The organism is Streptomyces sp. YS415 (assembly GCF_023544665.1).
In the GTDB taxonomy this organism is placed as follows: domain Bacteria; phylum Actinomycetota; class Actinomycetes; order Streptomycetales; family Streptomycetaceae; genus Streptomyces.
Genome location: NZ_JAMJFL010000040.1, coordinates 11,810 through 32,067 on the forward strand (window position 1 = coordinate 11,810; position 20,258 = coordinate 32,067).

19 protein-coding genes and 1 pseudogene are annotated in these 20,258 nt (G+C 71.7%); 9 read left to right on the forward strand and 11 right to left on the reverse strand.

Annotated features, from left to right (window positions below; genetic code table 11):
• Positions 1 to 19: 19 nt before the first annotated feature.
• The 5 genes from M8H82_RS32850 to miaA all read right to left on the reverse strand — a co-directional run bounded on the left by M8H82_RS32850 (position 20) and on the right by miaA (position 6,636).
• Positions 20 to 1,555, reverse strand: a complete 1,536-nt coding sequence (locus tag M8H82_RS32850; RefSeq protein ID WP_250078758.1) for a M1 family metallopeptidase — start codon at positions 1,553 to 1,555, stop codon at positions 20 to 22.
• A gap of 181 nt (positions 1,556 to 1,736) precedes the next feature.
• Positions 1,737 to 3,872 carry a bifunctional (p)ppGpp synthetase/guanosine-3',5'-bis(diphosphate) 3'-pyrophosphohydrolase gene (locus tag M8H82_RS32855; RefSeq protein WP_250078759.1) on the reverse strand — a complete coding sequence of 712 codons (2,136 nt, stop codon included), beginning with the start codon at positions 3,870 to 3,872 and terminating at the stop codon, positions 1,737 to 1,739.
• Between the two features lie 300 nt (positions 3,873 to 4,172).
• Positions 4,173 to 5,042, reverse strand: a complete 870-nt coding sequence (gene dapF / locus M8H82_RS32860) for a diaminopimelate epimerase (protein ID WP_250078760.1) — start codon at positions 5,040 to 5,042, stop codon at positions 4,173 to 4,175.
• Positions 5,043 to 5,085: 43 nt separating this feature from the next.
• The gene (locus M8H82_RS32865; protein ID WP_250078790.1) at positions 5,086 to 5,589 is read right to left on the reverse strand and encodes a hypothetical protein; all 504 of its coding nucleotides are present in this window, start codon (positions 5,587 to 5,589) and stop codon (positions 5,086 to 5,088) included.
• 108 nt (positions 5,590 to 5,697) lie between these two features.
• Complete coding sequence (gene miaA / locus M8H82_RS32870; protein WP_250078761.1) at positions 5,698 to 6,636, reverse strand: tRNA (adenosine(37)-N6)-dimethylallyltransferase MiaA; 939 nt, start codon at positions 6,634 to 6,636, stop codon at positions 5,698 to 5,700.
• A 183-nt stretch (positions 6,637 to 6,819) separates the two neighbouring features.
• Here miaA and M8H82_RS32875 point away from each other — a divergent pair, with 183 nt between their 5' ends.
• Entirely contained in the window at positions 6,820 to 7,107 is a 288-nt protein-coding gene (locus M8H82_RS32875; protein WP_250078762.1) for a hypothetical protein, read from the forward strand.
• Positions 7,108 to 7,131: 24 nt separating this feature from the next.
• On the forward strand, positions 7,132 to 7,467 hold the full coding sequence (locus M8H82_RS32880) for an antitoxin (RefSeq protein WP_250078763.1): 336 nt from the start codon (positions 7,132 to 7,134) through the stop codon (positions 7,465 to 7,467).
• 16 nt (positions 7,468 to 7,483) lie between these two features.
• Here the strand turns inward: M8H82_RS32880 and M8H82_RS32885 are convergent.
• The 4 genes and pseudogenes from M8H82_RS32885 to M8H82_RS32900 all read right to left on the reverse strand — a co-directional run.
• Positions 7,484 to 8,188, reverse strand: a pseudogene (locus tag M8H82_RS32885) (class III extradiol dioxygenase subunit B-like domain-containing protein); the annotation flags it as partial.
• Positions 8,189 to 8,221: 33 nt separating this feature from the next.
• Entirely contained in the window at positions 8,222 to 9,739 is a 1,518-nt protein-coding gene (gene miaB / locus M8H82_RS32890; protein ID WP_250078764.1) for a tRNA (N6-isopentenyl adenosine(37)-C2)-methylthiotransferase MiaB, read from the reverse strand.
• A 47-nt stretch (positions 9,740 to 9,786) separates the two neighbouring features.
• Positions 9,787 to 10,434 (reverse strand): response regulator transcription factor, encoded by a 648-nt coding sequence (locus tag M8H82_RS32895; protein WP_250078765.1) that lies wholly within the window; start codon positions 10,432 to 10,434, stop codon positions 9,787 to 9,789.
• Positions 10,434 to 11,384 carry a HAMP domain-containing sensor histidine kinase gene (locus M8H82_RS32900; protein ID WP_250078766.1) on the reverse strand — a complete coding sequence of 317 codons (951 nt, stop codon included), beginning with the start codon at positions 11,382 to 11,384 and terminating at the stop codon, positions 10,434 to 10,436. Before M8H82_RS32900 ends, M8H82_RS32895 begins: the two co-directional genes overlap by 1 nt.
• Before the next feature lie 168 nt (positions 11,385 to 11,552).
• On the opposite strand from M8H82_RS32900, the gene M8H82_RS32905 reads away from it, so the two are divergent.
• The 3 genes from M8H82_RS32905 (at position 11,553) to M8H82_RS32915 (ending at position 14,333) form a co-directional block, all read left to right on the forward strand.
• Positions 11,553 to 12,038: a TrkA C-terminal domain-containing protein gene (locus tag M8H82_RS32905; RefSeq protein ID WP_250078767.1), complete on the forward strand. Its 486-nt coding sequence runs from the start codon at positions 11,553 to 11,555 to the stop codon at positions 12,036 to 12,038.
• Between the two features lie 4 nt (positions 12,039 to 12,042).
• On the forward strand, positions 12,043 to 13,266 hold the full coding sequence (locus M8H82_RS32910) for a cation:proton antiporter (RefSeq protein ID WP_250078768.1): 1,224 nt from the start codon (positions 12,043 to 12,045) through the stop codon (positions 13,264 to 13,266).
• A gap of 71 nt (positions 13,267 to 13,337) precedes the next feature.
• Positions 13,338 to 14,333 (forward strand): TAXI family TRAP transporter solute-binding subunit, encoded by a 996-nt coding sequence (locus tag M8H82_RS32915; RefSeq protein ID WP_250078769.1) that lies wholly within the window; start codon positions 13,338 to 13,340, stop codon positions 14,331 to 14,333.
• Here M8H82_RS32915 and M8H82_RS32920 read toward each other — a convergent pair.
• Positions 14,323 to 15,714, reverse strand: a complete 1,392-nt coding sequence (locus tag M8H82_RS32920; RefSeq protein WP_250078770.1) for a HAMP domain-containing sensor histidine kinase — start codon at positions 15,712 to 15,714, stop codon at positions 14,323 to 14,325. The genes M8H82_RS32915 and M8H82_RS32920 overlap by 11 nt on opposite strands.
• Positions 15,715 to 15,723: 9 nt before the next feature.
• Positions 15,724 to 16,410 carry a response regulator transcription factor gene (locus M8H82_RS32925; protein ID WP_250078771.1) on the reverse strand — a complete coding sequence of 229 codons (687 nt, stop codon included), beginning with the start codon at positions 16,408 to 16,410 and terminating at the stop codon, positions 15,724 to 15,726.
• A 291-nt stretch (positions 16,411 to 16,701) separates the two neighbouring features.
• On the opposite strand from M8H82_RS32925, the gene M8H82_RS32930 reads away from it, so the two are divergent.
• From M8H82_RS32930 to M8H82_RS32945, 4 genes are all read left to right on the forward strand, one after another.
• Entirely contained in the window at positions 16,702 to 17,478 is a 777-nt protein-coding gene (locus M8H82_RS32930) for an amino acid ABC transporter ATP-binding protein (RefSeq protein WP_250078772.1), read from the forward strand.
• An 89-nt stretch (positions 17,479 to 17,567) separates the two neighbouring features.
• Positions 17,568 to 18,416 carry a glutamate ABC transporter substrate-binding protein gene (locus tag M8H82_RS32935; RefSeq protein WP_250078773.1) on the forward strand — a complete coding sequence of 283 codons (849 nt, stop codon included), beginning with the start codon at positions 17,568 to 17,570 and terminating at the stop codon, positions 18,414 to 18,416.
• 134 nt (positions 18,417 to 18,550) lie between these two features.
• Positions 18,551 to 19,228 carry an amino acid ABC transporter permease gene (locus M8H82_RS32940; RefSeq protein ID WP_250078774.1) on the forward strand — a complete coding sequence of 226 codons (678 nt, stop codon included), beginning with the start codon at positions 18,551 to 18,553 and terminating at the stop codon, positions 19,226 to 19,228.
• Positions 19,225 to 20,175 (forward strand): amino acid ABC transporter permease, encoded by a 951-nt coding sequence (locus M8H82_RS32945; protein WP_250078775.1) that lies wholly within the window; start codon positions 19,225 to 19,227, stop codon positions 20,173 to 20,175. The genes M8H82_RS32940 and M8H82_RS32945 overlap by 4 nt, the downstream gene beginning before the upstream one ends.
• Positions 20,176 to 20,258 lie beyond the last annotated feature (83 nt).

A 20,258-nucleotide genomic window follows, 5' to 3' on the forward strand; every position in this document is an offset into this window, starting at 1 on the left:
GGGGCGTCTCGTCATCGGCTTATTTCACGGCGGAAGCGGCGGAAGCAGCGGGAGCGGCAGGAGCCGCGGGAGCTGCGGAAGCGGCAGGAACGGCTGAAGCGTCGGGCGCCGTCACCGGTACGACCGGCTTCCAGTCGGGGTGGCCGGGCATGGGCGGGGTTTTCTCGCCGTACAGCCAGGGCTGGAGGAAGCCGCTGAGGTCACGGCCGGTGATCTGCGACGCGAGCGCGACGAAGTCGTCGGTGGTGGCGACGCCGTCCCGGTGCCGGATGACCCACGCGCGTTCCAGGCGCTCGAAGGCGGGGTGGCCGATCTCCTGGCGCAGGGCGTAGAGGACGAGGGCCGCGCCGTCGTAGACGTTGGGGCGGAAGATCCCGATCTTCCGGCCGGGCTTGGGGACCTTGGGGGCGGCCGGAGGACCGCCGGCGGCACGCCAGCGGTCGGAGGCGCCGTAGGCGGCCTTCATCCGCGCCGCCAGAGGGCGGTCGGCCGTCTCCTCCGCGTACAGGGCCTCGTACCAGGTGGCATGCCCTTCGTTGAGCCACAGGTCGGACCAGGTGCGGGGGCTGACGCTGTTGCCGAACCACTGGTGGGCCAGCTCATGAACCATGATCGCTTCCACGTACCAGGCGGGGAAGGCGGGGTCGGTGAACAGGTCCTTCTCGAAGAGGGAGAGGGTCTGTGTCTCCAGTTCGAAACCGGTGTCCACGTCCGCCAAGAGCACGCCGTACGTCTCGAAGGGGTAGCGGCCGACCTTCTCCTCCATCCAGGAGATCTGGTCCGGCGTCTTGCGCAGCCACGGTTCCAGTTGCTTGCGGTCCTTGGTGGGAACCACGTCGCGGACGGGCAGGCCGTGCGGGCCGGTGCGGCGCAGGACGCTGGAGCGGCCGATGGAGACCTGGGCGAGCTCGGTGGCCATGGGGTGCTGGGTGCGGTACGTCCAGGTCGTCGCCGCGCGTGAGCGGTCCACGCCGGTGGGGAGGCCGTTGGCGACCGCCGTGTAGCCGTTCGGGGCGGTGACCCTGATGGTGAACATCGCCTTGTCGGAGGGGTGGTCGTTGCCGGGGAACACCAGGTGCGCCGCGTCGGCCTGGTTGGCCATGGCCAGGCCGTCCGCGGTGCGCAGCCAGCCGCCGTCGCGGTTCTCGGCAGGCCTGGGGTCGCTGGTGTGCCGCACGGTGATCCGCATCCAGCTGCCGCTCGGCAGGGGTTCCTCCGGAGTGATCACGAGGTCCTCGCCCGCGGCGCTGAAGGCGGCCGGTTCGCCGTCCAGCTCCACGGACTCCACGTCGCCGTGGGCGAAGTCCAGGTTGACGCGGTCGAGGGTGGTGGTGGTCCAGGCGTCGATGGTGGTGATCGTCGGGAGGGGTTTGGTGTTGCTGCCGGGATAGGTGAAGGAGAGGTCGTACGACGCCACGTCGTAGCCGGGGTTGCCGAGGTGGGGGAAGAGGCGGTCGCCGATGCCGAGGGGCTCGGCGGGGGCGCCGGCGGCGAGGAGGCAGACGGTGACGGCCGAGGCGAGAAGGGCGGTGGCCTTGCGGCGGGTGTGCGGCATGCACCACGGCTACCAGCGAGGGCCCCCGGCACGGCGGCGACGCGCGACCGGCCCACCCGAACGGGGTGCGGGACGGCGGCGACGCCGAGGGCACCCGGGTCGGCGGCGACGCCCGATCGACCCACCCGAACGGATCGGGGACCGGCGGCGGCACCCGAACGAGTCGGGCGCCGGCGGCGCCCTACGCCACCCCCGGCTGCGTCTGCAGCTGCGTCCGGCTCACGTCATAGACCCCGCCCACGTTCCGCATCGCCCGCATCAGCGCCGGGAGATGCCCAGCGTCCGGGAGCTGCACCGTGTACGTGTGGCGGACCCGCTGCTGGGTGGGAGGTTCGACGGTGGCCGAGACGATCTCCGCGCCCTCCTGGGCCATCGCTTCGGTCAGGTCGGCCAGGAGATGGGGGCGCACGAACGATTCGGCTACCAGCGTCACCCGGACCTCCGTGGTGTCGCCCCAGCGCACCCCGATCTCCGGCCGGCCCGCGCTCTTCATGCGGGCCACCGCCGCGCATTCGACCCGGTGCACGGTCACCGCTCCCCCGCGCACCGCGAACCCCGTGATGTCGTCCGGCGGTACGGGAGTGCAGCAGCCGGCCAGGCGGACGGTCGCGTCCGGCTGGTCGGCCACGACGTTCGCCGCCGGCCGGGCGGTCGGGGACCCCTCCGTGGACAGGGCCTCCGTGGTGGGGCGGGGGGCCGCCGCGTCGGCGTCGGCGCGGCTCGCCTCGTCCTCGTGCGAGGGGTGGGAGGCCAGCCAGCGCTGGATGGCGATGCGGGCGGCGGCGGTGTGGGCGTGCTCCAGCCACTCCCTGGAGGGCCCGGAGGCGGGGTCCTGGCCCATGAGGAGCTGGACGGTGTCGCCGTCCCTGAGCACCGTGCTCAGGGTCGCCAGGCGGCCGTTCACCCGGGCGCCGATGCAGGCATGCGCGTCCTCGCCGTACTGCGCGTAGGCCGCGTCCACGCAGGTCGCCCCCTCGGGCAGGCCGAGCGTGCCGCCGTCGGGGCGGAAGACGGTGATCTCGCGGTCCTGGGCGAGGTCCTCGCGGAGGGTGGACCAGAAGGTGTCGGGGTCGGGGGCCGCCTCCTGCCAGTCGAGGAGGCGGGAGAGCCAGCCCGGCCGGGTCGGGTCCGCGCGCTCGCCGTCGACGGGCTCGTCCGAGGGGGGCGCGTAGGGGTTGCCGAGGGCGATCACCCCGGCCTCCGCCACCTTGTGCATCTGGTGGGTGCGGATGAGGACCTCGACGACCTGGCCGTCCTCCCGCGCCACGGCGGTGTGCAGGGACTGGTAGAGGTTGAACTTCGGGACGGCGATGAAGTCCTTGAACTCCGAGACCACCGGCGTCATGCAGGTGTGCAGTTCGCCCAGGACGCCGTAGCAGTCCGCGTCCTCGCCGACCAGCACCAGCAGCCGTCCGAAGTCGGCGCCACGCAGCCGGCCGCGTTTGCGGGCCACCCGGTGCACGGAGACGAAGTGCCGTGGCCGGATGAGGACTTCGGCCTGGATGTCGGCGTCCCGCAGGACCGCGCGCATCTCGTCGGCGACCTCGGCGAGCGGATCGTCCGCGCGGGAGGCGTTGTCGACGATCAGCTCCCGGGTGTGCTCGTACTCCTCGGGATGCAGGATCGCGAAGACCAGGTCCTCCAGCTCGGTCTTGAGCGCCTGGACACCGAGCCGTTCGGCGAGCGGGATGAGGACGTCCCGGGTCACCTTGGCGATCCTGGCCTGCTTCTCGGGGCGCATCACGCCGAGGGTGCGCATGTTGTGCAGCCGGTCGGCGAGTTTGATCGACATCACGCGGACGTCGTTGCCGGTGGCGACGAGCATCTTGCGGAAGGTCTCCGGCTCGGCGGCGGCGCCGTAGTCGACCTTCTCCAGCTTGGTCACGCCGTCGACGAGGAAGCGCACCTCCGCGCCGAACTCCTCGCCGACCTGATCGAGTGTCACCTCGGTGTCCTCGACGGTGTCGTGGAGCAGGGAGGCGGTCAACGCGGTCGTCTCGGCGCCGAGTTCGGCGAGGATCAGGGTCACGGCGAGGGGGTGCGTGATGTACGGCTCGCCGCTCTTGCGCATCTGGCCCCGGTGCGAGGACTCGGCCAGCACATAGGCGCGGCGCAGGGGTTCGAGGTCGGCGTCGGGGTGATGGGCGCGGTGGGCCTCGGCGACATGGCCGATGGCGTCGGGCAGCCGGTCACGGGCGGCGGGACCGAGCAGTGCGGCCCGGCCCAGGCGCCGCAGGTCGATCCGTGCCCGCCAGCGCGCGGTGGGCCCGGCGGTCACCGGGCCTGGCGTCGCGGGGTTCGTGGCCTCCGCACTCATGGGCACCTCCGGCTGCGTGGACCGGCGGACGGGGTGCCCCATGGCGGACACGGCTCACGGGGCTGGCAACGGTCCCCCGTCCGGGCCGGTGCTTGATGCTACCGAGCCCATCACGCCCGGCTGACCGCCTCTCGCCGAGCGTGAAACGGATCACCCATTCGAGCGAAGGTTCGCAGGTTTACGGTTTCGAACCCCGCGACCTGCGGCCGACCGGGGTTTCGATCCTCGACCGGACGACCGGGCAAGGAGCGCCCGCGCCGACCGGATGCCCGGCACACCGATATCAAGTCGTTGCCCGGCTCAGCGGGTGAGCGTATCCAGCCAGTCGGCGTCCAGGGTGCCTTCGGCGACGATCACCGCGGGTCCGGTCATCTCGATCTCGCCGTCGGGCCGCTCGGTGATCACCAGGGTGCCGCCGGGCACGTCGACGGTGTACGTCGCCGGGGTGCCGGTGACCGCGGGGTCGGCGCCGTCCCGGCGGGCCGCGGCCACGGCGACCGCGCACGCGCCCGTGCCGCAGGAGCGGGTCTCGCCGGCGCCGCGTTCGTGCACCCGCAGGGCGACGTGCCGGTGGCCGCGGTCGACGACGAACTCGATGTTCACCCCGTCCGGGTAGGCCGACGCCGGACGGAACGGCGGGGCGGAGTGCAGGTCACCGGCGTGGGCGAGGTCCTCCACGAAGGCCACGGCGTGCGGGTTGCCCATGTTCACGTTCCGCGCGGGCCAGCTGCGCTCGCCGACGCTCACCGTGACGTCGCCTTCGGGCAGGAGCGCCTTGCCCATGCCGACCGTGACGTCCCCGTCCTGGGCGAGGTGCACGCGCTTGACGCCCCCGCGGGTGGCGATCGCGAGGTCTCCCTCGGTGACGTGTCCGGCGCGCTGGAGGTAGCGGGCGAAGACGCGGACGCCGTTGCCGCACATCTCGGCGATGGAGCCGTCGCCGTTGCGGTAGTCCATGAACCACTCCGCCTCGGCCGCCATGTCCTTGGCCTCGGGGTGGGCGGCGGAGCGCACGACGTGCAGCAGGCCGTCACCGCCGATGCCCGCGCGCCGGTCGCACAGGGCGGCGACGGCGGAGGGGGGCAGGTCGACGGCGTTCTCGGGGTCCGGGACGATCACGAAGTCGTTCTCGGTGCCGTGACCCTTGAGGAAGGCGATCCGCGTGCTCATGCCTCGATCGTACGGGGCGCCGCCGACAGTGCCCGAAGCCCGGTCAGCGCAGTCTCGCCACGCGCCACACGGCCAGCACCACGACCACGCCCACGACGAGCACGTACGCCAGCACCACCCGCCAGTCCGGGCGCCTGCCCGAGCCGCGCTGCGGCAGGCCGGGCCAGGTGTACCCCACGCGGCGCGCCGCCATCATGCCCCAGCCCGCGGCGCACGAGCAGATCAGCAGGCCCAGCATGGCGATCACCGCGCCGCTGTCGCCGAAGTCGAAGGCGAGCGGGAACGCGAACATCAGGGAGCCGACGGCGGCCAGCGAGACGATGGGCGCGAGCTGCCAGATGCGCAGCCGGCGCTGCGGGCGCAGCTCGACCTCGACCTCGGGGCCGCTGGTGAACATCTCCTCCGGCTCGGGGCCGTCGGCGGTCACCCCGCCCTGGGTGTCGTCGGGTCCGTCCGGACTCAGACGGTCGCCGTCCTGCTCCGGTTCGCCCCGGTCACTGGTGACGGGTTCGGTGCCTTGTGCGGTGTCGCGAGGGCCGGCCTCCATCGCCACGCGCCCTCCCAACTCGGACTCCACTTGGTCGATCGAAGCTCGATGATGGCACGGCGCCGGAGGCCACGATGACGGCCGGAGCGTCCCGATGCCAGGACGTGATCAGGCTGTAACCGGTCGTTCGACCAACGCCAGTGCGAGGTGCGGAAGTTCTGTGACATCCGCCGCAGCCCCACTCAGCCAGTGCACCCGGGGGTCGCGCCTGAACCATGAATCCTGGCGGCGCGCGAAGCGTTTGGTGGCTCGTACGGTCTCGGCGCGGGCCTCTTCCAGGGTGCACTCCCCGGCGAGCGCCGCGAGGACCTGCTGGTAGCCGAGCGCGCGGGAGGCCGTACGCCCCTCGCGCAACCCTTGCGCCTCCAGTGCGCGCACCTCCTCGACGAGTCCCGCGTCCCACATGCGGTCGACGCGGCGGGCGATGCGCTCGTCGAGTTCGGGCCGGGCGACGCCGACGCCGATCTGGACGGTGTCGTAGACCGAGTCGTGGCCCGGGAGGTTGGCGGTGAAGGGCTGGCCGGTGATCTCGATCACCTCGAGGGCGCGGACGATCCGGCGGCCGTTGCTGGGCAGGATCGCGTGCGCGGCGTCGGGGTCGGCGGCGGCCAGGCGGGCGTGCAGCGCGCCCGGGCCGCGCAGCGTGAGCTCCTCCTCCAGCCGGGCCCTGACCTCGGGATCGGTGCCGGGGAACTCCAGGTTGTCGACGGCGCCGCGGACGTACAGGCCGGAGCCGCCGACCAGGATCGGCCAGCGCCCTTCGGCGAGCAGCGCGTCGATGCGCGCGCGGGCGAGCCGCTGGTACTCGGCGACCGAGGCGGTGACGGTGACGTCCCAGATGTCCAGCAGGTGGTGCGGGACGCCGGACCGCTCCTCGGGCGTCAGCTTGGCGGTGCCGATGTCCATCCCTCGGTACAGCTGCATGGAGTCGGCGTTGACGACCTCGCCGCCGAGCCGCTGGGCCAGGAAGACGCCCAGATCGGACTTTCCGGCCGCAGTGGCGCCGACGACGGCGATGACGCGGGGGGCGGGGGGTGCGCTGCTCACCGCCCCAGTCTCGCAAACCTCACGGGGTGGCCTCGAACGAGTTACGTGACGGTGCGGATCAGGCGTCGTTGCCAGTTGCGTGGTTCGCGCCGCCGGTCCCCGAGAGGCGGTGATCCGGGCGACGCAAACGGACGCACCGGACGACGCGGGAGTTCGCCCGCACGAGTAACGTATGGAGTTGATATGGGCGTTTTGGCACGGCTTCTCCGGAGGTCGAAGGCGTCGGAGGAGACGTCGGCCGCCGAGGCGGGAGCCGGCACCACCGCGGCCGGGTCCGAGGCGGAGCAGACGGCTCAGCCGCTGGAGGCCACCGAGGCGAAGGGGTCGGCCGGCACCGAGGCCGGGGCTCCGCAGGAGGCGACGGCGACGGAGGCCGTCGGGTCCGGGCCGGCCGACGGCGTCGAGATCCCCAAGCAGCAGTCCGCCGACGAGGCGGCCGAGCGAGAGGCCGGCGAGAGCGCCCGCAGCTGACGATCCCGCGTGGGAAGGCGAACGATGGGTCTCCTGGACAATTTGAAGGCCAAGCTCGGACCGGCCAAGGGCAAGGTGTCCGACCTCGCCCAGCAGCACGGCGACAAGGTCCAGCACGGTCTGGACAAGGCCGCCAAGGTCGTCGACGAGAAGACCAAGGGCAAGTACAGCGACAAGATCCAGAAGGGCTCGGGCAAGGCCAAGGGCGCCGTGGACCGACTCGCGCACAAGGACGAGGGCGCCCCGGGCACCGGCATGGGCGGCACCGGGACCGGCATGGGCGGCGGCACGACGCCGCCGGCCACCCCGCCGCACACGCCGCCGAGCACCCCGCCCGGCACGCCGCCTCCGACCACCTGATCAGAGCGACACGGCACGACCAGGCCGCGACGAGATACCCCACCCCGTACGGCGCGCTCTCGTGCAGCAGCGTCCCGGACAGCCCGGCGCCCTCCGCGGCGCCCGCGAGCACCTGCCAGGGCGCCCGTCCGGACGCCTTGAGCTCGTACGCCAGCCCGGCGTCCAGCGCCTTGAGCGCGCTCAGGTCCGCCGCGCCCAGCGCCCGCGCGACGGCGGCGTCGAAGGGTTCCGCGCGCTCGTCGAGGTAGCCAGGTGCCTTGAGCGTGCGGCAGGCGCTGGCGTCGCCCATCACCAGCATCGCCACCCGGTCCGGGCCCGCGGCGATCCCCCTTCCCGTTTCGATACACCGCTCGGCGGCCAGGGGTTCCCCCACCCCCAGTCCCTCGACCGGGGCGTCGGCCCACCCGACCCGCTCCAGCAGCCAGGCCGCCACCGCCAGCGAAGGCGGCAGCTCACGCGCGGACCCGCCGGCCCTGCCCAGCTGTACGCCGACCTCGACGCCGAAGCCCCGGAAGGAGCCCCGCGACCCCTCCGGGAACGTCCCGAGCCCTTCCTCCCCGGCGGGCCCGACGACCAGCAGCCGGTCGGGCCGCGCGGCGGCCGACACGCCGAGCGCGTCCGCACACGCGGCACGCACGGCGTCCAGCTCGGGCGCGGCGCCCGAGGCGACCTCGGGCACGAGCAGGGGCGGACAGGGGCAGACGGCGGCGGCAACGAGCATGATCGGCAGCGTAACCCCGCGCGACCGCGGGCGTCAGTCGAGGGCGCAGCCGCCGGTGGCCACCGGCAGCGGCTCCGGGGCGCCGACCGTCGGCAGGCCCAGCATCACGCCGGCCGGCTTGGCCGCCGCCGCGGCGGTGCGCTTCTCCCAGGCGTCGCCCGCGCGCGTGCGGCGCACGGAGAGGACGTCGCCCTCGGCCAGGAGGTGGTGGGGGGCGGCGTAGGTGATCTCGACCGTGACCACGTCACCGGGGCGGACCTCCTGGTCCGGCTTGGTGAAGTGGACCAGGCGGTTGTCGGCGGCACGGCCGGAGAGACGGTGGGTGGCGCCGTCCTTGCGGCCCTCGCCCTCGGCGACCATCAGCTCCAGGGTGCGGCCGACCTGCTTCTTGTTCTCCTCCCAGGAGATCTCCTCCTGAAGGGCGACGAGACGCTCGTAGCGCGCCTGGACGACCTCCTTGGGGATCTGGTTCTCCATGGTCGCGGCCGGGGTGCCGGGGCGCTTGGAGTACTGGAAGGTGAACGCCTGCGCAAAGCGGGCCTCGCGGACCACGTGCATCGTCTGCTCGAAGTCCTCCTCGGTCTCGCCGGGGAAGCCCACGATGATGTCGGTGGTGATCGCGGCGTGCGGGATCGCGGCCCGCACCTTCTCGATGATCCCGAGGTAGCGCTCCTGCCGGTACGAGCGGCGCATCGCCTTCAGGACCGTGTCCGAACCGGACTGCAGCGGCATGTGCAGCTGCGGCATCACGTTCGGGGTCTCCGCCATCGCCGCGATCACGTCGTCCGTGAAGTCGCGCGGGTGCGGCGAGGTGAAGCGGACCCGCTCCAGGCCCTCGATGGTCCCGCAGGCCCGCAGCAGCTTGCTGAAGGCCTCGCGGTCGCCGATGTCGCTGCCGTAGGCGTTGACGTTCTGGCCGAGCAGCGTGATCTCCGAGACGCCCTCGGCGACCAGCGCCTCGACCTCGGCGAGGATGTCGCCGGGCCGGCGGTCCTTCTCCTTGCCGCGCAGGGCCGGGACGATGCAGAAGGTGCAGGTGTTGTTGCAGCCGACGGAGATCGACACCCAGGCCGCGTAGGCGCTCTCGCGCCGGGTCGGCAGGGTCGACGGGAACGCCTCCAGCGACTCGGCGATCTCGACCTGCGCCTCCTCCTGCACGCGGGCGCGCTCCAGCAGGACGGGCAGCTTGCCGATGTTGTGCGTGCCGAAGACGACGTCCACCCAGGGCGCCTTCCGCACGATGGTGTCGCGGTCCTTCTGGGCCAGGCAGCCGCCGACCGCGATCTGCATCCCGGGCCGCGAGGCCTTCCTCGGCGCGAGGCGCCCGAGGTTGCCGTAGAGCCGGTTGTCGGCGTTCTCGCGGACGGCGCAGGTGTTGAAGACGACGACGTCGGCATCGCCGTCGGCACCCTCGGGGGCGCGGACGTAACCGGCCTCCTCCAGCAGTCCGGACAATCGCTCGGAGTCGTGGACGTTCATCTGGCACCCGTAGGTGCGCACCTCATACGTTCGCTTGACGTCCACGGCGTGGCTCCGGTCGATGCTGCTCATGCCACAAGAGTAAGGGCGCGCCGGGAGCGCCCTTCCCGGCCGCCGCCTCAGGGCTCGATCAGCCCGGCCCGTATCGCGTACCGGGTCAGCTCCAGCCGGTCCCGCACGCCGAGCTTGTGCAGCAGGTTGGCGCGGTGCCGCTCGACGGTCTTGGCGCTGATGAAGAGCAGTTCCCCGATCTCCTTGGAGGTGTGGCCCTCGGCGACCAGTTTGAGGATCTCCTCCTCGCGCTCGGTGACGGGCCGCTCCGGCAGCCGGTCACCCCCGCGCAGCCGCTCCAGGTACGAGCGCACCAGGGCGCGTTCGGCCCCGGGGTAGATGAACGGTTCATCGCGTACGACCGCCCGGCAGGCCTCGACGAGATCGCGGTCGGCGACGGACTTGAGGACGTACCCGCCCGCGCCCGCCTTCAGCGCCTCGAAGAAGTACTGCTCGTTGTCGTACATGGTGAGGATCAGGATCCGCAGGTCCGGCAGGCGCCGGGAGAGTTCCCTGGCCGCCTGGAGGCCGGTCGTGCGGGGCATGGCGATGTCCAGCACCGCCAGATCGACCTCGCCGGACCGGGCCAGGGCCACCGCCTCGGCACCGTCGGCGGCCTCGGCGACGACCTCCAGGTCCGGTTCGCCGTCCAGGATGAGCCGCACGCCCCGGCGCACGAGGGTGTGGTCGTCGGCCAGGAGCACCCGGATCGGCATCAGCGGCCTCCCGCGGCCCCGGCCGGCACCCGCAGCCGTAGCTCGGTACCGCCTTCCGGTCCCGGCCCCACGGCCAGTTCCGCCCCCACCAGCAGCGCCCGCTCCCGCATCCCGCCGATCCCGGCGCCCTCGGGGGCGTCCCCGACGCCCTTGCCGTTGTCTCGTACGACGAGTTCGACGCCGTAGGGGGCAGGGCTGAGCGTGATCTCCGCGCGGTCGGCGCCGGCGTGGCGGGCGGTGTTGGTCAGGCCCTCCTGGGCGACCCGGTAGAGCACGAGTTCGGCCTCCTCGGTGAGCGGGGGCAGGTCGGCGGGGATCTGGTGGCGGACGGTCAGGCCGTGCGTGGTGAACTCGGCGGCGAGCGAGCGCAGGGCGCTGACCAGGCCGAGTTCCTCCAGGACGCCGGGGCGCAGCCGGCGGGCGATGCGCCGGATCTCGTCGAGGCCGGCCCGGGTGGCCTCCTGCGCCTGGCCGACGTCCTCGCGCAGCTCCCCGGGCACCCGGTCGGCGACCCGCTTGAGCTGGAGCAGCACGGCGGTCAGCGTCTGGCCGACCTCGTCGTGCAGCTCCCGCGCGATCCGGTGGCGCTCGCGCTCCTGCGCGGACAGCGCCCGGGCGGCCCCGGCGGCCCGTTCGCTCTGCAACCGGTCGAGCATCGTGTTGTACGTCGTGATCAGCTCGGCCGTCTCGGCCGGTCCCGCGACCACCGCGCGGGCGCCGGGCCGCAGCAGGTCGGCGGCGGCCATGGCACGGCCGAGCCGGGCCAGCGGGGCGAGCCCGAGGCGCAGCACCACGGCGTTGCCGGCCAGCAGCAGCGCGAGGCCAGCGACGACCACCAGGGCCTCGGCGGGCAGCACGGGCGTCGAGACGGTGACCGGACCCAGCAGCAGCGCCGCGGCCACGACCAGGCCCGCGGCGTTGAGCGAGAAGATCCGCCAGAACAGGGACACGGGCGCGTTCCGGCTCCTTCCGGCTCTCCGGGGCACGGCTGTCACCAGCGTCGATGCTCGAGTCCGATCGCGTATATCCGTGACGACACCCATATCGCCACCGTACGGGGGCCTGGCAGCATGCCGACCGAGCCATCGAGACGATCACGACCGGCAAGGGGAAGAAACGTGTCAGCTCCACGCCTGAGGGCGACGCCGCTGCCCGGCATCGGGGTCCAGTACGACCTCGTGACACGGGAACACCGCCATCTGTCCGTGGTGGCGCACCGCGACGGCAGCCGCACGGTGAACGTGTACCGGGCCGACGATCCCGACTCGTGCCTGCAGTCGCTGCGGCTGACCGGTGCCGAGGCGGACTCGCTGATCGACGCGCTGAAGCCGTCCCACCACAGCGCGAGCCTGCTCTACACCACCGATCTGGGCCTGGTCGCCGAGCGGATCGAGGTGGCCGCGACCTCGCGCTGGAACGGACGGCTGCTCGGCGACACCCGGATGCGCACCGAGACGGGCGCCTCCGTGGTGGCGGTGCTGCGCCGGGCCGAGGCGATCCCGTCCCCGGCACCGGACTTCCGGCTGGTGGGCGGTGACACCCTGATCGTCATCGGCACCCGCGAGGGCGTGGACGCCGCCGCGTCGATACTCGGGCGGGAGTGAACCGGTGCACTCCGGCATCCTGCTCATCGAGTTCGGTTCGATCATCCTCGGGCTGGGTCTGCTCGGCCGGGCCGCCGCCCGCTTCCGGCTCTCGCCGATCCCGCTGTACCTGCTCGCCGGGCTGGCCTTCGGCGAGGGCGGGCTGCTGCCGCTCGGGGCGAGCGAGGAGTTCATCGCCGCGGGCGCGGAGATCGGCGTCATCCTGCTGCTGCTGATGCTGGGCCTGGAGTACACGGCCGGCGATCTCGTCACCAACCTTAAGGCCCACTACCCAGCCGGCCTCGTCGACGGCGCGCTCAACGCCGTCCCGGGGGCGGCGGCGGCCCTCATGCTCGGCTGGGGTCCGGTGGCGGCCGTGGTGCTGGGGGGCGTCACCTGGATCTCCTCCTCCGGTGTCATCGCGAAGGTCCTGGGCGACCTGGGCCGGATCGGCAACCGCGAGACACCGGTGATCCTCAGCGTGCTGGTCCTGGAGGACCTGGCGATGGCGGTGTACCTGCCCATCGTGACGGCCCTGGTCGCCGGGGCGGGGCTGCTGGCGGGCAGTGTCACGCTGGCCGTCGCGCTGGGCGCGGCGGGACTCGTCCTCTTCGTCGCGGTCCGCTACGGCCGGGTCATCTCCCGGTTCGTCTCCAGCGACGACCCGGAGAAGCTGCTGCTGGTGGTGCTGGGGCTGACCATCCTGGTCGCGGGTGTGGCGCAGCAGCTCCAGGTGTCGGCGGCGGTGGGCGCGTTCCTGGTGGGCATCGCCCTGTCCGGGGAGGTGGCGGAGGGCGCGCACACGCTGCTCAGCCCGTTGCGGGACCTGTTCGCCGCGGTGTTCTTCGTCTTCTTCGGCCTCCACACGAATCCGGCGAGCATCCCCCCGGTGCTGCTGCCCGCCCTCGCGCTCGCGGTGGTGACGGCGGCGACGAAGATCGCCACGGGGTACTGGGCGGCACGCCGGGCGGGCATCTCCGTCAAGGGCCGCTGGCGCGCGGGCGGTGCCCTGGTGGCCCGCGGCGAGTTCTCGATCGTCATCGCGGGCCTGGCGGTGAGCGCGGGCATCGAACCGTCGCTGGGGCCCCTGGCCACCGCCTACGTCCTCATCCTGGTGATCGTCGGCCCGCTCACGGCACGGTTCACGGAACCGGTGGCGACCTGGTGGACGGCACGCGGGCCGGCGCTGCGCAAGCGGCAGGAAGCCCGGCGGTACGAGGAAACGGAGGCCCCGGTGGCCGACGTGTAACGGCGCCCGATCGGCGGCCGCGGGGCGCCGCCCCTGGTCAGGGAGGTGAAGGGCCTGGCAGTATCGCCCGCATGCCCACGCTGTTCCCCTCTCTCGGCAGGCGCCGGGCCCTTCAGGGCGCGGTCGCCGGCTTCGTCGCGCTCGGGCTGCTGCTGTGGTGGGTGCTGCCGCTGGGCGAGGACCCGCCGAGCGGGACGATCACCTTCAGCACGGGCACCGAGGCCGGGGTGTACCACGAGTACGGCGAGCGGCTCCAGAAGGAGCTCGCCAAGGACATGCCGGGCCTGACGGTCAAGCTGGAGACGAGCGCCGGCTCCCTGGCGAACGTGCGCAGTGTGGCGACCGGGGATGCCGACGTCACCATCGCCGCGGCCGACGCGGTCGACACCTACGAGACCGAGGGCGGCGCCAACGCGCACCTGCTGCGCGGAGTGGCGCGGCTGTACGACGACTACGTCCAGCTGGTCGTCCCGCAGGACTCCGACATCGAGTCCGTCGCGGACCTGCGGGGCAAGCGGGTGGCCATAGGGCTGCCGAAGTCGGGTGTGCGGCTGATCGCCAACCGGGTGCTGCAGGCGGCGGGCATCGACCCGGCGAAGGACATCACGCCCCGCTCCGACGGCATCGACACCGGACCGAAGCGGCTGGGGTCCGGTCTCGACGCGTTCTTCTGGTCCGGCGGCCTGCCCACGCGCGGGCTGCGGGAGGTGGCCGAGACCTCCGCCTTCCGGTTCGTGCCCATCGAGTCCTCGATGGTCGCCCGGGTGCACGAGCAGGGCGGCGCCACCCGCTACTACCGGGCCACCAACATGCCGGAATCGGCCTACGAGACCATTCAGAACGGCTCCACGGTCGCGACCATGGCCGTCTCCAACCTGCTGGTGACCCGCGAGGACCTGGACCCCCGGCTCACCGAGTGGCTGACCCGAACCGTCCTGGACAGCCGGGACGGCATCGGTGCGCACGTCCACTCGGCGCAACTGGTCGACGTACGCACCGCGATCTACACCGACCCCCTGCCGCTGCACGAGGGCGCCCGGCGTTACTACCACTCGGTCAAGCCGTAGGCTCGCTGCGCGGCACCCGCACCGTCACCTTCAGACCGTGCGGCGCGCGATGGCCGTACGCGATCGACCCGCCGCCCGCCGAGAGCAGCGCCCGGGAGATGGACAGGCCCAGGCCGGAACCCTTGACGTTCTGATGGCGGCCGCTGCGCCAGAAGCGGTCGCCGATGCGGACCAGTTCCTCGTCGGTCAGCCCGGGCCCGTGGTCGGCGACCACGACGGTGGCGCTGTCGCCGTTGGACGCGACCGCCACCTCGACCCGCTCGCCCCGCGGGGTGAACTTCACGGCGTTGTCGATCACCGCGTCCAACGCGGACGACAGCGCCACCGGGTCGACCCAGGCGGTGGTGGCCGGGCAGTCCCCGGACAACTCGACCCCCTTGGCCGCGGCCGTCGGCGACCAGGCGGCGACCCGCTCGGCGGTCAGCGCGCCGATGTCGGTGAGCCGCAGGTCGGCCGCGGTGTGCTCGGCGAGCGCAAGGTCGAGCAGGTCGTCCAGGACCTGGGCGAGACGCTTGCCCTCGGCCTGGACCGAGGCGATCTCCTGATTGCCCTCGGGCAGTTCGAAGGCGAGCAGCTCGATCCGCAGCAGCAGCGCCGCGAGCGGGTTGCGCAGCTGGTGCGAGGCGTCGGCGACGAAGGCGCGCTGCTGCTCCAGGACGCCCTCGACGTTGTCCGCCATCTCGTTGAACGACCGCGCCAGGCGCTGGAGTTCCGGCGGGCCTCCGGCCGCCGCGACCCGGGACTTCAGGGCGCCGCTGGCGATGGCGTGGGTGGTGGCGTCCAGGACGCGTACGGGTCTGAGCACCCAGCCGGTGAGCCGCAGCGCGGCACCGACGGCGAGCAGCATCGCGGCGACCTCGCCCGCGGCGATGACCAGCCAGCCGCGCTGAATGCGCGAGCGCATCTGCCCGGTGGGCGAGTCGGTGACGACGACCGCGACGACATCGCCGTCCCGGACCACCGGGGAGGCGACGACCAGGCGGTTGCGCTGCCAGGGCCACACCTGCCGCGGGTCGTGGCTGCGCCGGCTGAGCAGCGCCTCCTCGAAGGCGTCGCGCACCTCGCCGGAGCCGGGCAGGAGCCAGGTCTTCGGCGCGTTGGCCAGGACGGCCTCATCGGGCAGGAAGACTCCGGCCCGGATGCCGTAGACGTCGTGGTAGCTCTCCAGCTCCCGGCTCAGGGTGCGGCCCTCGTCGCGCGGGCCCTCCGGGGCGTCCATGGCGGACCGGGCCATGGCAGCGAAGTACGCCGTGTCGTCGATCCGGTCGACGACCACCTTCTGCTGCTGGGCAGCGGCCAGGCTCACCGCGAGGGGGACCCCGAGCGCCAGCAGTACCGCCGCCATCAGGATGATCAGCAGCGGGAGGAGTCGTGTGCGCACCCGTACCCGCTAGGCGGCCGGGGCGACGAGCCGGTAGCCGACCCCGCGCACGGTCTCGATCAGGGCCGGCATCCGCAGCTTGGCCCTGAGGGACGCCACATGGACCTCCAGGGTGCGTCCGGTCCCCTCCCAGCTGGTCCGCCACACCTCGCTGATGATCTGCTCCCGGCGGAAGACCACGCCGGGCCGCTGGGCGAGCAGGGCCAGCAGATCGAACTCCTTGCGGGTCAGCTGGACGACCGAGCCGTCCACGCTGACCTGCCGGGTGGGCAGTTCGATGTGCACCGGGCCCAGGCGCAGCACGGCCTCGCCGCCGGCCGCGGGGTCCTCGTGGACGGAGCGCCGGCTGACGGCGTGGATACGGGCCAGCAGCTCGCCGGTGTCGTACGGCTTGACCACGTAGTCGTCGGCGCCGAGGTTGAGGCCGTGGATGCGGGAGCGGACGTCGGAGCGGGCGGTGACCATGATCACCGGGGTGCTGGTGCGCTTGCGGATCTTGCCGCAGACCTCGTAGCCGTCCTGGTCGGGCAGGCCCAGGTCGAGCAGGACGACGCCGAAGCCGGCGCCCTCGGGGACGAGCGCCTGCAGGGCCTCCTCGCCGCTGCGCGCGTGGGTGACGTCGAAGCCGTGCCGCGCCAGGATCGCGGAGAGAGCGGCGGCGACATGGTTGTCGTCCTCGACAAGGAGCAGTCTCATCCCGTCCCCCTCCTGTTCATCGGCCGTACGGGTGACCTCACTACACACGAAGCGTGCACGCGCGCGCGTGCACCCTGGCAGTCACGCTGATGGACGCGGACCCCGTCAAGTGGGTTCCGGTTGCGCGGAGCTTGTCGTTACCCACCCGGTACGCGCCCAGGTCTCCGGGGCTACGACACGTGTCTGATTGCTACCGGATCGTGATGCTCAAATTCCCCTCAGGACTAATGACGCAGGTCGGATACGGTTATTAGTGTCCTCCGAAACCGAGGAGGACGGAGCTCGAGAGCGATGACCGAAGTATCGGTGGCCAAGGAAGACGTGGCTGCGACCGGCGACCTGGTCGTCCTGAAGAGTGTCAACAAGCATTTCGGCGCGTTGCACGTGCTCCAGGACATCGACCTGACGATCGCCCGCGGCGAGGTCGTCGTGGTCATCGGGCCCTCCGGGTCCGGCAAGTCCACCCTGTGCCGCGCCATCAACCGCCTGGAGACGATCGACTCCGGGACGATCGCCATCGACGGCAAGCCGCTGCCCGCCGAGGGCAAGGAGCTGGCCCGGCTGCGTGCCGACGTCGGCATGGTCTTCCAGTCGTTCAATCTCTTCGCGCACAAGACCGTGCTCGAGAACGTCATGCTGGGCCAGGTCAAGGTCCGCAAGACCGACAAGAAGAAGGCCGAGGAAAAGGCCCGCGGTCTGCTCGACCGGGTGGGTGTCGCCAACCAGGCGGACAAGTACCCGGCCCAGCTCTCCGGCGGACAGCAGCAGCGCGTGGCCATCGCGCGCGCCCTGGCGATGGACCCGAAGGTCATGCTCTTCGACGAGCCGACCTCGGCCCTGGACCCGGAAATGATCAACGAGGTGCTGGAGGTCATGCAGCAGCTCGCCCGGGACGGCATGACCATGATCGTCGTCACCCATGAGATGGGTTTCGCCCGTTCGGCCGCCAATCGTGTGGTGTTCATGGCGGACGGGCGAATCGTCGAAGAGGCTGTGCCGGACCAGTTCTTCAGCAACCCGCGCAGCGACCGTGCCAAGGACTTCCTGTCCAAGATCCTGCACCACTGACGACGCCCCGGCGCTCTCGCCGGCCCCGCGTCACCCGCACCGACGGCTCGCATCTCTTCACCAGACAAGCCAGACAAAGGATGTTCACCATGAAGCTCCGCAAGGTCACCGCCGCGGCGGCCGCTGCGCTCGTCCTCTCCCTCACCGCGACCGCGTGCGGCGGCGACGACAAGGACAGCGACAGCGCCGACACCGGCTCGGGCGGCGGCGACAAGATCAAGATCGGCATCAAGTACGACCAGCCCGGTCTGGGCCTGAAGGAGCCCGACGGTTCCTTCTCCGGCTTCGACGTGGACGTCGCCACCTACGTGGCGAAGGAGCTCGGCTACGAGCCGAACCAGATCGAGTGGATCGAGACGAAGAGCGCCGACCGCGAGAACGCGCTCTCCCGTGGCGACGTCGACTTCATCGCCGCCACCTACTCCATCACCGACGAGCGCAAGGAGAAGGTCGACTTCGCCGGGCCGTACCTGCTGGCCCACCAGGACCTGCTGGTCAAGGCGGACTCCGACATCGCCGAGGGCACCGACCTCAACGGCAAGAAGCTCTGCTCGGTCACCGGCTCGACCTCGGCGCAGAACGTCAAGGACGAGATCGCCCCGAAGGCCCAGCTCAAGGAGTACGGCACGTACTCGGAGTGCATCGCCGGTCTGCAGAGCGGCGCCGTCGACGCCGTGACCACCGATGACTCGATCCTCGCCGGCTTCGCCGCGCAGGAGCAGTACAAGGGCCAGTTCAAGCTCGCCGGCCTGAAGCTGAGCAACGAGAACTACGGCATCGGCGTCAAGAAGGGCGACACCGAGACCGTGAACAAGATCAACGACGCGCTGGAGAAGATGGTCAGCGACAACGCGTGGGAGACGGCCGTCAAGGACAACTTCGGTCCGGCCGACTACAAGAACGAGCCCGCCCCGAAGATCGGGAACATCGTTCAGTAACGCGGCTCTCCGCTCACGCGCCGCCGCCGTCGGCCTGGCCTCACGGCGGCGGCGCGGCACGTCAGCACGGCGGCGGCCCGACACGACCGCCCCCGTGCACCACGTTCGCCACACACCCGGAAGCGCGGGAGATCGTGTTCGACTTTCTTTCTGACTATGACGACCCGAGCCTGCTCGGCGCCTTCTGGGTGACGGTGCAGCTCGCCATTTTCTCCGGCATCGGCTCCCTGGTCTGGGGCACCATCCTGGCGGCCATGCGGGTCAGCCCGGTTCCCCTGATGCGCGGCTTCGGAACCGTCTATGTGAACATCGTCCGCAACATCCCCCTGACCGTCATCATCGTCTTCACCTCGCTCGGCCTCGCCGACATCTTCGGGATGACGATGGGCGCGCCCGACGACTTCGAGGCCCAGGGCTTCCGCCTGGCGATCCTCGGTCTGGTCGCGTACACGGCCGCCTTCGTCTGCGAGGCGCTGCGCTCCGGCATCAACACCGTGCCGGTGGGTCAGGCCGAGGCGGCCCGGGCCCTCGGACTGAGCTTCAGCCAGGTGCTCCGGCTCATCGTGCTGCCGCAGGCGTTCCGCTCGGTCATCGGCCCGCTCGCCAACGTGCTGATCGCGCTGACCAAGAACACCACGGTGGCGGCCACCATCGGCGTGGCCGAGGCGGCCCTGCTGATGAAGGAAATGATCGAGAACGAGGCGCAGACGCTGCTCATCGGCACGGTCTTCGCCTTCGGATTCGTGGTACTGACCCTGCCCACCGGCCTGTTCCTCGGCTGGCTGAGCACGCGACTGGCGGTGAAGCGGTGACCTCGGTTCTGTACGACGCACCCGGCCCCAAGGCCAAGCGGCGCAACCTGATCTTCTCGGCCGTCTTCGTCGTCCTGCTCGCCCTGCTGCTGTGGTGGATCTGGCGGACGATGGACGACAAGGGCCAGCTGGAATGGGCCCTGTGGGAGCCGTTCACCCAGTCCGAGGCCTGGACCACGTATCTGCTGCCCGGACTCGCCGACACCCTCAAGGCCGCCTCGCTGGCCATGATCATCGCGCTGCCGCTGGGCGCCTTCTTCGGCATCTCCCGGATGTCCGACCACCGCTGGGTGCGGATGCCGGCCGGCGCCGTGGTCGAGTTCTTCCGGGCGATCCCGGTCCTGCTGCTGATGCTGTTCGCCAACGAGTTCTACGCTCGCTACACGGACGTCAGCAGCGCGGACCGCCCCCTGTACGCGGTCGTCACCGGCCTGGTGCTCTACAACGCCTCGGTCCTCGCCGAGATCGTGAAGGCCGGCATCCTCGCCCTGCCCAAGGGCCAGACAGAGGCCGCCAAGGCGATCGGCCTGCGCAAGGGCCAGACGATGACGAGCGTCCTGCTGCCGCAGGCCGTCACGGCGATGCTCCCGGCCATCGTCAGCCAGCTCGTCGTCATCGTGAAGGACACCGCGCTGGGCGGCGTGATGCTCGGCTTCACCGAGCTGCTGAACGCGCGCGGCACGCTCGCGGCCAACTACGCGAACGTCATTCCCAGCTTCATCGTGGTGGCGGTGGTCTACATCGTCGTGAACTTCATCCTGACCAGCTTCGCGAGCTGGCTGGAGGCCCGGCTGCGGCGCAGCAAGCGCTCCACCGGCGCGGTGCTCGGCGCGGAGGACATGGAGGAACTCAACCCGGCGGCGGTCGGCGGTTCCTTCGGCACCGGCGGCGAGGGCGGAGGACCGGGCGGCTTCGGGGGCTTCACCTACCCGCCCAAGAACAAGTGACGCACGGTCAAGTGACCTGAGCGACACGCGGAGCACGGCGTGAACAACACGGAGGCAGTGGCATGATCGCCACTGCCTCCGTC